We start from the raw sequence: 13,325 nt of genomic DNA, 5'->3' as shown, positions 1-13,325 counted from the left end.
CCCGCCCGGGGTTCTACAACAGGCCCTACAGCGGCCGGAGCAACGCCGACCGGCCCTCGGTCCACGCGCTCAGCAGGTGTGCGCCGAGCCGTTCTTCCAGCAGCTCCGTGGCCTGCACGCCGAAGACCACCGACTCGGCGAGCGCAGGCTCACGGGCCAGCAGGTCGCCGATCACGTCCCGCCGCATCACCTGCTCGTGCACCGCGTCGGCCTCGATGTGCTCGGTGAAGAACTCGACGCAGTCCGGGTGCGCGCCCATCCGCTCCAACGCCTTCGCCATCCGCGCCGCGCTGGGCGCGGTGGTGATCTCGGCGGCGGCGAAGTGGCCCACCAGGGAGCCGCGCAGCGACCGGTGCAGGCCGCACAACGACATCAGGTTGACCGTCGCCACCATCACGGCGGGCGCGTGCTCCAGGTACCGCAGGTAGCCGTCGTCCAGACCGGCGCCGACGAGCAGGTCCGCGAACAGCTGCGAGTGCATCCGGTCACCGCGACCGCCGCCGAACTCGTCGAACTCCACCGCCACCAGCGCCGCCTTGGCCCGGCCGCGCAGGCGCGGGATCACCCACGCGTGCGGGTCGGCCTCCTTGAGGTGGTAGACCGAGCGCAACGCCAGGTACTCGCGCATCTGCCACCACTCCCCCTGGTCGCGCAGGTAGTGGCTCACGCCGACGGCGTCGACCGGCTCGACCAGCAGCCCGTCCAGCACCTCGCCGACGTCCGTGCCGCCGGGCACGTCGTAGCGCAGCGCGTCGAGGAACAGCTGTTCCAGGTCGGCGCGGAACCTCAGCAGCTCCGGGTTCCACTCCCACTCGTCCGACACGCCCGTGAAGCCCTGGTAGTGCAGCTCGTAGCAGAGGTGCAGGGCCAGTTGCAGGTCCTCTCCGTACGGGTCGGCCGACACGTGCGTCGGCAGGTCGGCCGGCGGTCCGGCGCGCAGGGCTTCGACGACGGCGGCGGACAGAGGTCCGCGCGGTGTGGGCAGCACGGCTTGGTCGACGGCCTGATCCGCAGTGGTCATGACGGTGGACTACCCGTTCCGCGGCCAGTGCACGCGAGCAGGTCGACCGCGGCTTCCGGTGATCCGGCCCGGCGCTGCCGCTGTGCGCCCGTCCCGTTCTCCAGAACGCCCCGCAGCAGTTCCCGGATCGGCTCGCGGTCGTCGCCGAGCGCGTCGGACACGTGCTCCAGCAACGCCTCCACCAACTCGACCGCGGGCACCTGGCGCGCGGCGAGCGGGTCCACGCCCGGACCGGTCGACCCGTAGCGGGCGGCCGACCACACCGCCGCCGCCAGCACCTGGTCGTCCGGTTCCGGTGCGGCGCCCCCGGCGAGTGCGGTGTCCACGAGCGCTCTCGTCAGACCGGCCTGGAGCACGGCGTCGTCCACCGTCGCGGCGGTGTCGGCGGCCCGGACCTCGACCGTCGGGTACCGCGGTGACGGCCGGGCCAGCCAGAACGTCATGGTCGCGTCGACCAGAGCGCCGCAGGCCACCAGCTCTCCCACGCGGACGTCGTGGTCGGCGGCCGTGCGGAAGAACGGCGGCACGCCGGAACCCGGGAACCCCGCCTGGTCGATCAGCCGCCAGCTCGCGTACCCGGTGTCCCTCCCCCGGTCGAACGGCGAGTTCGCGCCCAGCGCCACCAGCGTCGGCAGCCACGGCCGCAGGTGGTTGACCACCCGGACCGCCGTCTCCCGGTCCGGCACGCCGACGTGCACGTGGCAGCCGCAGCACTGGTAGTCGTCCACCTGGCCGCGGTACATCGCGTCGATCCGCTCGAACCTCTCCCCCGGGCTCAGCCTCGGGTCCGGGTCGGCGAGCACCGGTGCGCCCGACGGGATCAGCTTCAGCCCTTCGGCGTGGGCGGCGTCGGCCAGCACGCGGCGGCCCGTCACCAGCTGGTCGCGCAACTCGTCCAGGTCCGCGCACACACCGCTGGCAAACTCCACCTGCGCGCAGCTCAGCTCACGGTGGACCTGCGCGCCCGGCGGCAGACCGCGCACGCGGGCCAGGACGTCACCGGCGCGTGCCACCGGACGGCGGGTCGACGGGTCCACGAGGAGGAACTCCTCCTCGACGCCCACGGTCATCAGGCCGGGTCACGCCGGGGCAGGGGCTTGGTCGCGGGGCCTTCGAGCACGGAACCGTCCACGTCGAACCGCGAGCCGTGGCACGGGCAGTCCCAGCTGCGCTCGGCCTCGTTGAACCGGACCATGCAGCCCAAGTGCGTGCAGCGCAACGACACGCCGTGCACGACGCCCGCCTCGTCCCGGTACACCCCCGCCTTGCCCGTGCCGTCCCGCACCACCCGCGCCGCACCGGTCGGCACCTCCGCGACCGAGCCGACCTCGGCGGACTTGAGCCGGTCGCCGACCATGTCGACGGCGACCTTCGCGTTCAGCTTGGCGAGCTTCGGCGTGGCGCCCAGGGTGAGCCGGTGCGGGCTGAACGTCGCCGTCAGCCGGTTCGCCCGGCCCACCACGAGGTCCGTCAGCAGCTCGGCGGCCATGGTGCCGTTGCTCAGACCCCACTTCATGAACCCGGTCGCGCCGTACAGCGTGGTCGAGCCCGGCGTGTAGGAGCCGATCATCGGCAGGTTGTCGTAGGCGGTCGGGTCCTGGGCCGACCAGCGGTGGGTGACCTCGGCGACGTCCCAGTGCCGTTCGGCGAACGCGGTCAGCTCGCCGTACGGGTCGCCTTCGGACGAGCCGGTGGGGTGGCTGCGCCCGGCGACGATCAGCAGGTCGCCGTGCCGCGCCAGCGACCACGACGGGCTGCCGGCGCTGATCGCGAGACCGGTCGGCGGCGTGCCGGACCTCAGGCGGGCCGCGACGCAGTACGCCCGCACCGACTCCAGCCGGGGGAAGTACAGGCCGCGGTCCAGGATCGGGTAGTGGGTGGCGATCACGACGCGCTCGGCGACGACCGTGCCCTGGTCGGTGTGGACGCGGCACGGCCTGCCGTCCTCGACGCCCTGCACCCGGCTGCCCTCGTAGACCCGCGACCCGTCACCGTCCACCGCCTCGGCCAGGCCGCGCACGTACTTCACCGGGTGGATCACCAACTGGTCGTCCAACCGCACCGCGCCGGCTACCGGGAACGGCACGCCCATCAGCTCACCGCGATCCCGTGACAGCGGCAGACCGGCCTTGATCGCGGCGGTGCCCTCGTCCTCGACGGCGGCCAGCTCGCTCTCGTCGAACGCGAACGTGTACGCGGGCATCCGGTGCAGGTCGCAGTCCAGGCGTTCCTCGGACACCAGCGCCGCCACCCGTTCGACGGCGGCCATGTTGCCGTGGGCGTAGTCGGCCGCCACCTCGGCGTTGTGCCTGCGCTCGATGGTCGAGTACACAGTGGACTGGAGCGCGGTGACCTTGGCCGTGTTGTTGCCGCTCACCCCGCTGCCGACCCGGTCCGCCTCCACCACCACGACCCGCATGCCCGCCCGTTTGAGCAGCAGCGCCGTGGTGATCCCGGTGATGCCACCGCCGACGACCGCGACATCGACGGCCGTCTCGCCGGTGAGCACCGGGAACCGGCCGTGCGGGATGGCTTCCGACCACAGCGAGTGCCGGGCCGTCGTGGTCGCTTCCGTCATGCCCTAGCTCATACCCGGGCCGTGCGCGTTCGAACCTCCCCTTCGCGGGCTATCCCCCGCCCATGCGCACCTTTGCCGACCTCGACGACCTCGTGGCGCTGATCGACGAGCGGGCGCCCGCGCGCGAGTTGTTCGTGCGCTGGTCGCGTGGCCCGGACGTGGACGGTGGGCGGGCCAGTCGGGACGGGTTGACCGGTGGGCGGCTGCCGGGGCTGTCCGCGAACCCGCTGGCGATCGAGCCGTGGTGGGGTGACCGGCCGTTGCGGCTGTGGGTGGCCCGCCGCCTGCACGACTACCGCCACCTGCGGGAACGCCGGGGGCCGGGCGTGCGGCCCTGGGTGCTGGAGGGCGAGGAGGTCGGGCGCGGGCCGGACAACGAGCCGCTGGTCCGCTGCAGTCGGCCGATCGGGTGGATCGCGGACGAGGTGATGTCCGAGTGCGAACACCTGGTCGAGACCAACGCCTGCACCGACTGGGGTCCGCTCGACCGGGAGGGCTAGACGGTCAGGGTTGGCCGGCGACCCCGTCACTCGACTCCGGCGTACGAGTGCAGGCCGACCGCGACGAGGTTGACGAAGAACAGGTTGAACAGCACGACCACCAGGCCGATCACGTTGATCCACGCCGAGCGCCGTCCCCGCCAGCCCGCCGTCGCGCGGGCGTGCAGGTAGGCGGCGTAGCAGACCCACGACGCGAACGCGACCGTCTCCTTCGGATCCCAGCCCCAGAACCGGCCCCACGCCTCCTCCGCCCACACCGCGCCCGTGATGATGGCGAACGTCAGGGTGAGGAACCCGACCGTGCCGGTCCGGTAGGCGATCCGGTCCAGGTCCTCGGCGGGCGGCAGGCGCCGGACCGGCTTGTCCTTCTTCCGGGTGAACTCCCCCGAGCTGATCAGGTGCAGCGCGCTGACGACACCGGACAGCAGGAACACGCCGCTGGCCATGATCGCCGCGGCGACGTGGATGACGATCCAGTACGAGCGCAGCGCCGGCACGAGCGGAGCGGCTTCGGCGTAGAGCCGGTTGCCGGCAAGGAACAGCAGCAACGCCACCGGCAGCAGCACGAAGACCGACATCCGGCGCATGTCGTGCCGGAACACCAGGTACAGCCACACGCCGACGGCGATCAGGCCGACCGCGGACAGGTACTCGTACATGTTGCCCCACGGCACCCTGCCAGTCGCGACACCGCGCAGCACCGCCGACCCCAGGTGCAGCAGTCCACCCAGGACGGTCAGCGCGACACCGGACCGCCCCACCCGCACCGCGAAGGCGTGCGGGTTCGCCGCGTGGCGCGTGAGCGCGTACTCGGCGGAGCACAGCAGGGCGGCGAGCATGTAGACGCCGAACGCGCTGGTGAACAGCCAGTCGCTGAGCAGCGCGGGCACACCGAGCCGGTCACCCATGGCCGGTCCACAGCTGGTTCAGCCGCAGGATCATCACCGGCACGCTGAGGCAGGTCACGGTCAGCACGCCGGCGCCCCACCGGGACCGTTCGGCCACCGACCACACCGCGCCCAGCGGCAGCACGACCGCCGCGCCGAGCAGGTAGCCGACGAACGTGGCCCGGTCCAGGGCGCGGTCCGCGCCGAGCACCGCGACGACGCCGGCCACGGCCTGCGCCAGGAGCCCGACCTCCAGCAGCACGACGACGGAGGCGAGCCCCAGCGTCGGCTTGGTGCGCAACGTGATCGGGCGGTCGAGCACGGCCAACCCGAGCGCCCAGGCAGCGGCGACGAGCGCGACGACCGTCAACGCGGTCGCCAGGACTTGGATCATCGAAACCCTCCGGAAATGACTACTACAGAACGTAGCACTACACGTTGTAGTAGATGATCCGGAGGGGTCAGAAGACCAGGAAGCTCACCGGGGTCGACACGAGCACCAGCCCCGCGACCAGCACGGACCACCGCAGCACCGGGGGCAGCGGCGGCAGGCCCGCCAGCCGGTCCAACCGCGCCTCGACCGCTATGTCCGCAGCACCCAGTGCGCCCTCGGGCGGCCGGACCGCGCCGAACCTGCGCAGCGCCGCCGCCAACGGCAGGGCGCCGTGACGCAGGCTCGCGCTCTCGTCCGCCCGCATCTCCACCAGCAACGCCACCGCCTGCGCGGCCGACCGCACCAGGCGCACCCTCGGCAGCACCGCGCACAGCGCGCTGAACGGCAGCAGCACCAGGTCGTGGCGCTCCCGGCCGTGCGCGTGCTCGTGCCCCAGCACGGCGTCCAACTCGTCCTTGGCCAACGCGGACAGCGCGCCCGAGCTCAGCACGACGGCCGACCGCGCGCCGGGCACGCAGTACGCGACCACGTGCGGGTGGTCCAGCACGAGCGCGCCGGGCGCGGCGTCGTCACGGCGGGCCACGAGCGCCAGCACGTCGCGGTGCCGCCGCCGCACCCGCAACACCGACCACCACGTCCACAGCAGGCCGATCACCAGGTCCAACGCCGACAGCAGACCCAGCACCACCAACACGGCGAGCGGCGTCACGTCACCGCGCACCGCGTCGGCCGCCCACCGGCCGAGGGCGACCGGGATCGGGGCGTCGTAGGGGGCGAGGCCGAGCGCGAGCAGCAGGCCGACCACGGACATCACCCACGTCAGGCCGAGCATCTGCCACAGCAGGATGCCGGTGCGCGGTGCGCGCCACACCCACCGCGCACCGGCCAGTGGGCCCGCGACCACCGTGCACAGCGCCAGCGTCCCCGCGACGTGCAGCGCGGCGTTCACCGTTCGTCCAGCGCCTGGCTCAACGCCTCCGCCTCGGGTTCGGTCACCGACTGCGCGAAGTGCGCCAGGGCCGTCTCCCGGTCGCCGGTCAACGACAGCGCGTCCAGCATCAGCCGGGCGACGTACTCCTCGCGGCTGGCCACCGGCGCGTAGTACCAGGCGCGGCCCTCCCCCGCCTCACGCCGGACGAAACCCTTCTTCGCCAACCGGTTCAGCACGGTCATCACGGTCGTGTAGGCGAGGTCGCGGTCGGCCAGCGCGCGGACGACCTCGCGCACCGCGACCGGCTCTCCCCTGTCCCACAGGACGTCCATCGCGGCGCGTTCCAACTCGCCCAACCGGTTCACCACCACGTTCCGCCCGTCACATGCCGATGGTACGAGTGCGGCGCACCGGGGCGCGCACTACCGTCGGCGGAGCAGCCCCCGGTCGTGCGCGGTCGCGACCGCGGCGGTGCGGGAGTCGACCCCGAGCTTGCCGTAGACGTGCACCAGGTGGGACTTGACGGTGGCCTGGCTGAGGAAGAGCCGGCTCGCGATCTCGGCGTTCGACAGACCGTCCGCGACCAGGCCGAGCACCTCGATCTCCCGGGCCGACAGCGTCGAGCCCGGTGTGCGCATCCGGTCCATCAGGCGGTGGGCGACCCCCGGCGCCAGCGCGGCCCCACCCGCCGCCGCGGTGCGGACGGCCGCGGCCAACTCCTCCGGCGCGGCGTCCTTGAGCAGGTAGCCGGTGGCACCCGCCTCGATCGCGGCGACGATGTCGGCGTCGGTCCCGTAGGTGGTGAGCACGAGGACCCTCGGCGGGTCCGGCGCGGCCGTGATCGCCGCCGTGGCCTCGACGCCGTGCATCCCGGGACCGAACTGGAGGTCCATCAACACCACGTCGACGTCGAGTTCGGCCGCGAGCCGCACGGCCTGTTCGGCGGTGGCCGCCTCGGCGACCACCGCGAAGTCCGCTTCGGTGTCCAGCACCGCGCGCAGCCCGGCGCGGACGACCGGGTGGTCGTCCGCGAGCAGCAGTCGGATCATCGTGGTCATGTCGGGGCTGGACCGTTCCGCTCGACGTGGTCGAACCCGGCCGCCACGGCGGTGCCGCCGCCCGGCGCGGACTCCACGCTGAGCGTGCCGCCGAGCGCCCGCACCCGCGCGCGCATCGCCGCCAGCCCGAACCCGCCACCGACACCGCCGGCGGGCGGGAGCGCGGCCGGGTCGAAGCCGATCCCGTCGTCCACGACGTCCAGCGCCACACCGGTGTCCATGTAGGACAGCGTGACCTCTGCCCGGGTCGCGTGGGCGTGCTGGACGGTGTTGGCCAGCGCCGACTGCGCGATCCGCAGCAACGCCACCTCGTCGGGCACCGGCAACGCCTCCTGCTCTCCGTCGAGGTGGAAGTGGACCGCCAACCCGGAGGTGTCCGCGGTGGTGGCGCACAGCCGTTCCAACGCCGCGGGCAACGATCCGCGGTCGAGGTCCGGCGGGGTCAGCGCGTGCACGAACCGGCGGGCTTCGGCGAGGTTGCGCTGGGTCTCCTCCCGCGCGCGCCGGACGTGGCCGGCCGCCGTCTCGGCACGTCCGGGCAATGCCCGCTCCGCGGCACGCAGCAACAACTGGATGCTGGACAGCCCCTGGGCCAGGGTGTCGTGGATCTCGCGCGCCAGGCGTTCCCGCTCGGCGAGCACCCCGGCCGAGTGCTCGGCCTCGGCCAGATCGGCCCGGACCACGGTGAGCTGCTCGATCAGCCGACGCCGCTGCTCGCTCTCGGCGTACAGCGCCTGGTAGCCGAGCACGGTCGCGACTGCCACCGCGGCGCCCAGTGCCGGTCCGATGACGGCCGCGACCGTGAGGGCGTGCTGGTGCCAGGCGAAACCGGCGACGGCGAGCACCGTGGTGACCCCGACCGCCGGGAGGCCCCACCTGGTCGGCAGCAGGTGCAGCTGGAGGAAGAACAGGGGGAACGCGACCCAGATCCCGTCCGGCGTCAACGCCAGCAGCACCAGCCACACGCCGGTCAGCAGCGCCAGCCACACCGCGGCGGCCTTCGTCGACCGTGCCACGGCGGGTAGCACCACACCGGCCGCGTAGACGGCGGCCAGCAGCACGGCGACGGCGACGACCCCACCGGCTCGCGGCAGCCCGGAGGCGACCGCGCGCACCGCGGCCGGCACCAGCAGGGCCGCGATCAGCAGGTGCAGGCACACGCGCAGCACACGCGGCGGCCAGGTCAAGGTGTGCGGTTCCACAACGGCTCCAGGTTACCGACCGTGACGGCGGTGGCATCAATCGAAAGGTTGACTCCGGCTCCGCACTTCGACTCCGCCGAAGCGCTCTCCGGTGCGATGACCCGGCCCGTGCGTCCGTCCAGAGTGGAGATCGCGCCGGGAAGAGGTCCCGGCCGGACGTCCGAGGAATGGCAGGCCGACACCGTGTTCGTCGCGTGGAGGGATCTCCGGTTCGCCAAGGGCCGATTCGCCCTGATGGGAACCGTCGTGGTGCTGATGACGCTGTTGGTCGGGCTGCTGTCCGGCCTCACCGCGGGCCTGGCCCGGGACAGCACGTCGGCCATCACCGGGCTGCCGGCCGACCGGCTGGCCTTCGCCGCGCCGGTCGAGGGGCGGTCACCGTCGTTCACGGACTCCGTCGTGGACGCGGCGCAGTGGCGGGAGTGGGCTCGGGTGCCCGGTGTCACCGCCGCCGAGCCGCTCGGCGTCACCACCACCCGGGCCACCAGCGGCGAGGGCGACACCGCCGCGGTCTCGGCCTTCGGCGTGCGGTCCGGCTCCCCCCTGGCCCCGGAGAGCGGGAAGCTCGCGACGGGGCAGGTCGTGCTGTCCATCGGCGCCGCAGAGGACCTGCGGGTCGAGCCGGGCGACACCCTCACCCTCGCCGACGTCCGGCTGACGGTGGCGGCGGTCTCCGGCGACGCCGCCTACAGCCACACCCCCGTGGTGTGGACCAGCCTGGACGACTGGCAGCGCCTCGTGCCCGGCGGCGGTGCCGGCGACGTCGAGCACGCCACGGTGATCGCGCTGAGCACCTCCGACGACGAGGGTGTCGACGTCGCCGCGGCGGACGCCGGGCTGCGCACCAAGACCGTCGACCTCGCCGACGCGTTGCCCGCCATCGGCTCGTTCACCTCCGAGAACGGCTCGCTGGAGCTGATGCGCGGGTTCCTGTTCGCGATCTCGGCGCTCGTCATCGGCGCGTTCTTCACCGTGTGGACCGTCCAGCGCTCCGGTGACATCGCGGTGCTCAAGGCGCTCGGCGCCACCACGGCCTACCTGATGCGCGACGCGCTCGGCCAAGCCCTGGTGCTGCTGACCGGCGGCACGGCTATCGGGGCCGGACTCGCCGCGGCCGTCGGCGCCGCCGCCGCGGACGCCGTGCCGTTCGTGCTCGACACGTCCACGGTGCTCGTGCCGGCCCTGGTGACGATCGCCCTCGGCGCGGCGGGCGCGGCGCTGGCGGTGCGGCGCATCACCGCGGTCGACCCGCTCTCCGCCCTGTCCACCCGCTGACCTCACGACCACTCACTCCGGGATTGCGCACATGAGCCTTCGACTGACCGACATCGTCCTCACCTACCCCGACGGCGACACCCGGCTCACCGCCGTCGACCACGCCGACCTCCACGTGCCCGCCGGCACCGTCACCGCCCTCGTCGGGCCGTCCGGTTCCGGCAAGTCGAGCCTGCTCGCGGTCGCCGCCGCCCTGGTCACGCCCGACTCCGGCGAGGTCGTCGTCGACGGCACGACCGTGACGGGGATGAGCCGCGCGCAGATGACGACGCTGCGGCGGAAGAAGATCGGCATCGTCTTCCAGCAGCCCAACCTGATCTCCTCGCTCACCGCGTCCGAGCAGCTGGAGGTGATGGCGCACCTCGACGGCCGGTCACCGCGCACGGCGCGCAGGCTCGCCCGCGAACTGCTCGCCTCCGTCGGGCTGGCCGAGCTGGCCGGCCGCCGGCCCCACCAGTGCTCCGGCGGTCAGCGGCAGCGGCTCAACATCGCGCGGGCGCTGATGAACGACCCGGCCGTGCTGCTGGTGGACGAACCCACGAGCGCCCTCGACCAGGAGCGTGGCACGGCGGTGATCGAACTGCTGACCACGCTCACCCGCCGCCGCGGTACCGCGACGGTGCTGGTCACGCACGACCGGGCGCACCTCGACGACGTGGACGACGTCGCCGAGATCGTGGACGGGCGGCTGACCGCATCGGTCGGCCGCTGAGGCGCCCGCGCGCTCCGGGTCAGGTACCGCTGATGTTGACCATCCAGGCGATGCCGAACTTGTCCTGGCAGGCGCCGAACTCGTCGCCCCAGACCTGCTTCTCCAGCGGCATGGCGACGGTGCCGCCGTCGCACAGCTTCTCCCAGTAGCCGCGCAGCTCGTCCGCGTCGTCGCCGCTGAGGCTGATGGTGATGTTGTCGCCGGGGTTGTGCGGCATGCCGGGCGGGGTGTCGGCGCCCATCAGGGTGTAGCCGTTCGGCGCTTCGAGCATGCCGTGCATGATCTTCTGCGCCTCGGGCGCGTCACCCGCGCCGTACTCGCCGAACGTGTTCAGCACGAGGTTCCCGCCGAAGACCGATTCGTAGAACTCCATCGCCTCACGGGCGTTTCCCGCGAAGCTGATGTACGGGTTGAGTCGCGAGGTCACCTGGTCCTCCTCGGGGTCGGGTCGGCGCGCCCATCGTGGCAGCAGACGCACGGCGCCGCAGGGCGACCACGCCCGCGTGCCGGCACGGGCGGCGGCCCGTCACTGGACGTCGCCCGTGGTGGCCGAGCGGACCGTGCCGGAGGACAGGTCGCCGGGCGGGATGCCGGGGTGGTGGCCGGCCCGCGCTCCGGGCGCGGGCGCGGTCGGCGCGAGCGACAGCCGGGACACGATCCGGTAGCGGTCGCCCCGGTACAGCGAGTGCACGTACTCGACCGGGCGGCCGGTGGTGTCGTTGGTCAACCGCTCGAACAGCAGCGCGGGCGCGAACACCGGCACGCCGAGCAGCGTGGACTCGGCGTCGTTGGTGACGGTCGGCTCGATGGACTGCACCGCGTCGCTGACGTGCACGCCGTGGTCCGCGAGCCGGTCGTAGAAGTTGCCCGACTCCATGTCCTCGACGGTGAGGCCGGGTGCGACGGCGACCGGGACGTGCAGGTACTCGATCGCCATCGGCGCGCCGTCGACCAGGCGCAGCCGGGCGATGTAGGTGATCTCGGCCGCCGGTGACACGCGCAGCCTGCGGCCGACCCGCGCGCCGGCCGGGATGCGGGCGTGCTCCAACACCCGGCTGGTCCACGCGCCGTCCGCCTGAGGCACCGTCATCGCGCGGTCGCCGGACACCAGCTCCTGGGTGATCTTGGCGGGCGCGACGAACGTGCCGCGGCCGTGCTGGCGGATCAGCAGGCCGGTGTTGACCAGTTCGTCGACCGCCGAGCGCAGCGTCGGCCGGGAGACGGCGAGCTGCCGGCACAGCGTCCGCTCGGCCGGGATGAGCGCGCCGGGCGGCTGCGTCTCGATGAGTTCGAGCAGGTAGTCGCGCACCCGTTCGCGTTTGAGGATCGGTTCGGCCATGCCGCCTCGCTTCGTCTTGCCGGTCGCCGGTCAGTATGTCAGACCACTGGTCAGGTCGACTTCCTCGAAGATCGAGAGCGCTCTCATGGCTGTGAACTGGGTGTTGACTGCCACATTGGTCTATGCCATCTTCGGACAGGCTCCACCTGGGTTTACCAATTGGTCAGCTGAGAGGTGAGACGTGCCGAACCGCCCCGTCGCCTTGGTCCTCGCGTCGTTGCTCGTCCTGTCCGCCTGCGGTTCCGACCCGGGCGCGTCGGGCGGCCGGCAGGACATCACCGTCTGGCTGATGAAGGACTCGGCCACCGACGACTTCGTCAGCCGCTTCGAGTCCGAGTTCGAGCGCGACCACCCGGAACTCGACCTGAAGATCCAGATCCAGGAGTGGAACGGCATCACGCAGAAGGTGACCAGTGCGCTGGCCAGCACCGATCCGCCGGACGTGATCGAGGTCGGCAACACGCAGGTCGCCCAGTACGCGGCCAGCGACGGCGTCACCGACCTGTCCGGCAAGGTCGGCGAGCTGGGCGGTGACGACTGGGTCCCCGGCCTCGCCGAGCCGGGCGCGGTGGGCGGCAAGCAGTTCGGCATCCCCTTCTACGCGGCCAACCGGGTCGTCATCTACCGCAAGGACCTGTTCGAGGCGGCCGGCGTGACACCGCCGAAGACGCGGGACGAGTGGCTGGCCGCCACCGACAAGCTGGACGAGGGCGACACGCAGGGCATCTACCTGCCCGGCCAGAACTGGTACGTGCTGTCGGGGTTCGTCTGGGACGAGGGCGGCGACCTCGCCCGGCAGGACGGCGAGAAGTGGTCCGGCTCGTTGAACACGCCGGAAGCGTTGGCGGGCGCGGACTTCTACCAGCGGCTCCAGGCGCTGGGTGACGGCCCCAAGGACTCCGACGAGGCGAAGCCGCAGCAGACGGACGTGGTCGCGGGCGGCGAGGTCGCGCAGTTCATCGCGGTGCCGGGCGCGGCGAAGCTGGTCGCCAAGGCCAACCCGGAACTGGCCGACAAGTTGGGGTTCTTCCCCATCCCGGGCAAGACCGCGGCCACGCCGGGCGCGGTGTTCACCGGCGGCTCCGACCTGATCATCCCGCTCGCCTCCACCCGCCAGGACGGCGCGTACGCCGTGGTCAAGGCGTTGGCCGGGGAGAAGTGGCAGGTCGAGCTGGCCAAGGCGATGAACTACGTGCCGAACCGGACGTCGCTGGCGAGCGCGGTCGGCGACGACCCCGGCGCGGCGGCCATGGCGGCGGGCGCGGTCAACGGGCACGCCACGCCGAACTCGCCGAAGTGGGCGGCGGTCGAGGCGCGCAACCCGATCAAGGAGTTCCTGACGTCGGTGCTGACCGGCGCCGATCCCGCGACGGCCGCGGCCGAGGCGGACAAGGTGATCACCCAGGCGCTCAACTCGGGCGCGTAGCG

15 protein-coding genes are annotated in these 13,325 nt (G+C 72.7%); 4 read left to right on the top strand and 11 right to left on the bottom strand.

Annotated elements, in window-relative coordinates:
- Positions 1 to 25: 25 nt before the first annotated feature.
- The 3 genes from OQ02_RS19005 to OQ02_RS18995 are packed head-to-tail and all read right to left on the bottom strand — an operon-like array spanning position 26 to position 3,599.
- The gene (locus tag OQ02_RS19005; RefSeq protein WP_033439820.1) at positions 26 to 1,021 is read right to left on the bottom strand and encodes an iron-containing redox enzyme family protein; all 996 of its coding nucleotides are present in this window, start codon (positions 1,019 to 1,021) and stop codon (positions 26 to 28) included.
- Positions 1,018 to 2,091, bottom strand: a complete 1,074-nt coding sequence (locus tag OQ02_RS19000; RefSeq protein ID WP_033439819.1) for a carboxylate-amine ligase — start codon at positions 2,089 to 2,091, stop codon at positions 1,018 to 1,020. The genes OQ02_RS19005 and OQ02_RS19000 overlap by 4 nt, the downstream gene beginning before the upstream one ends.
- Entirely contained in the window at positions 2,091 to 3,599 is a 1,509-nt protein-coding gene (locus OQ02_RS18995; protein WP_033439818.1) for an FAD-dependent oxidoreductase, read from the bottom strand. Before OQ02_RS18995 ends, OQ02_RS19000 begins: the two co-directional genes overlap by 1 nt.
- A gap of 62 nt (positions 3,600 to 3,661) precedes the next feature.
- Between OQ02_RS18995 and OQ02_RS18990 the strand changes: the two genes are divergently transcribed.
- Positions 3,662 to 4,099 carry a DUF6098 family protein gene (locus OQ02_RS18990; protein WP_033439817.1) on the top strand — a complete coding sequence of 146 codons (438 nt, stop codon included), beginning with the start codon at positions 3,662 to 3,664 and terminating at the stop codon, positions 4,097 to 4,099.
- A gap of 26 nt (positions 4,100 to 4,125) precedes the next feature.
- On the opposite strand, the gene ccsB is transcribed toward OQ02_RS18990, so the two are convergent.
- From ccsB to OQ02_RS18960, 6 genes are all read right to left on the bottom strand, one after another.
- On the bottom strand, positions 4,126 to 5,007 hold the full coding sequence (gene ccsB / locus OQ02_RS18985; protein ID WP_033439816.1) for a c-type cytochrome biogenesis protein CcsB: 882 nt from the start codon (positions 5,005 to 5,007) through the stop codon (positions 4,126 to 4,128).
- Positions 5,000 to 5,380: a hypothetical protein gene (locus OQ02_RS18980; RefSeq protein ID WP_033439815.1), complete on the bottom strand. Its 381-nt coding sequence runs from the start codon at positions 5,378 to 5,380 to the stop codon at positions 5,000 to 5,002. Before OQ02_RS18980 ends, ccsB begins: the two co-directional genes overlap by 8 nt.
- A 67-nt stretch (positions 5,381 to 5,447) precedes the next feature.
- Positions 5,448 to 6,329: a M56 family metallopeptidase gene (locus tag OQ02_RS18975; protein ID WP_033439814.1), complete on the bottom strand. Its 882-nt coding sequence runs from the start codon at positions 6,327 to 6,329 to the stop codon at positions 5,448 to 5,450.
- Positions 6,326 to 6,643, bottom strand: coding sequence for a BlaI/MecI/CopY family transcriptional regulator (locus tag OQ02_RS18970; protein WP_231500121.1), 318 nt, complete (start codon positions 6,641 to 6,643; stop codon positions 6,326 to 6,328). The genes OQ02_RS18975 and OQ02_RS18970 overlap by 4 nt, the downstream gene beginning before the upstream one ends.
- A gap of 90 nt (positions 6,644 to 6,733) precedes the next feature.
- Positions 6,734 to 7,360, bottom strand: coding sequence for a response regulator (locus OQ02_RS18965; RefSeq protein ID WP_197043404.1), 627 nt, complete (start codon positions 7,358 to 7,360; stop codon positions 6,734 to 6,736).
- A gap of 5 nt (positions 7,361 to 7,365) precedes the next feature.
- A complete protein-coding gene (locus tag OQ02_RS18960) occupies positions 7,366 to 8,571 on the bottom strand; it encodes a sensor histidine kinase (RefSeq protein WP_033439812.1) in 1,206 nt (401 codons plus the stop codon).
- A gap of 183 nt (positions 8,572 to 8,754) precedes the next feature.
- On the opposite strand from OQ02_RS18960, the gene OQ02_RS18955 reads away from it, so the two are divergent.
- Positions 8,755 to 9,846, top strand: a complete 1,092-nt coding sequence (locus OQ02_RS18955) for an ABC transporter permease (protein WP_033439983.1) — start codon at positions 8,755 to 8,757, stop codon at positions 9,844 to 9,846.
- Between the two features lie 31 nt (positions 9,847 to 9,877).
- A complete protein-coding gene (locus OQ02_RS18950) occupies positions 9,878 to 10,558 on the top strand; it encodes an ABC transporter ATP-binding protein (protein WP_033439811.1) in 681 nt (226 codons plus the stop codon).
- Positions 10,559 to 10,577: 19 nt separating this feature from the next.
- Here the strand turns inward: OQ02_RS18950 and OQ02_RS18945 are convergent, their stop codons facing one another.
- Both OQ02_RS18945 and OQ02_RS18940 read right to left on the bottom strand, forming a co-directional pair.
- Complete coding sequence (locus tag OQ02_RS18945) at positions 10,578 to 10,985, bottom strand: VOC family protein (RefSeq protein ID WP_033439810.1); 408 nt, start codon at positions 10,983 to 10,985, stop codon at positions 10,578 to 10,580.
- A 99-nt stretch (positions 10,986 to 11,084) separates the two neighbouring features.
- On the bottom strand, positions 11,085 to 11,897 hold the full coding sequence (locus tag OQ02_RS18940) for a GntR family transcriptional regulator (protein ID WP_033439809.1): 813 nt from the start codon (positions 11,895 to 11,897) through the stop codon (positions 11,085 to 11,087).
- Between the two features lie 181 nt (positions 11,898 to 12,078).
- On the opposite strand from OQ02_RS18940, the gene OQ02_RS18935 reads away from it, so the two are divergent.
- Positions 12,079 to 13,323: an extracellular solute-binding protein gene (locus tag OQ02_RS18935; protein WP_033439808.1), complete on the top strand. Its 1,245-nt coding sequence runs from the start codon at positions 12,079 to 12,081 to the stop codon at positions 13,321 to 13,323.
- The last annotated feature ends 2 nt before the right edge of the window (positions 13,324 to 13,325 follow it).

The sequence above is a fragment of the Saccharothrix sp. NRRL B-16314 genome, from assembly GCF_000716595.1.
Lineage (GTDB): Bacteria > Actinomycetota > Actinomycetes > Mycobacteriales > Pseudonocardiaceae > Actinosynnema.
The sequence above is the reverse complement of the archived record's forward strand: the minus strand, read 5'-3'. Positions and strand labels throughout refer to the sequence as shown.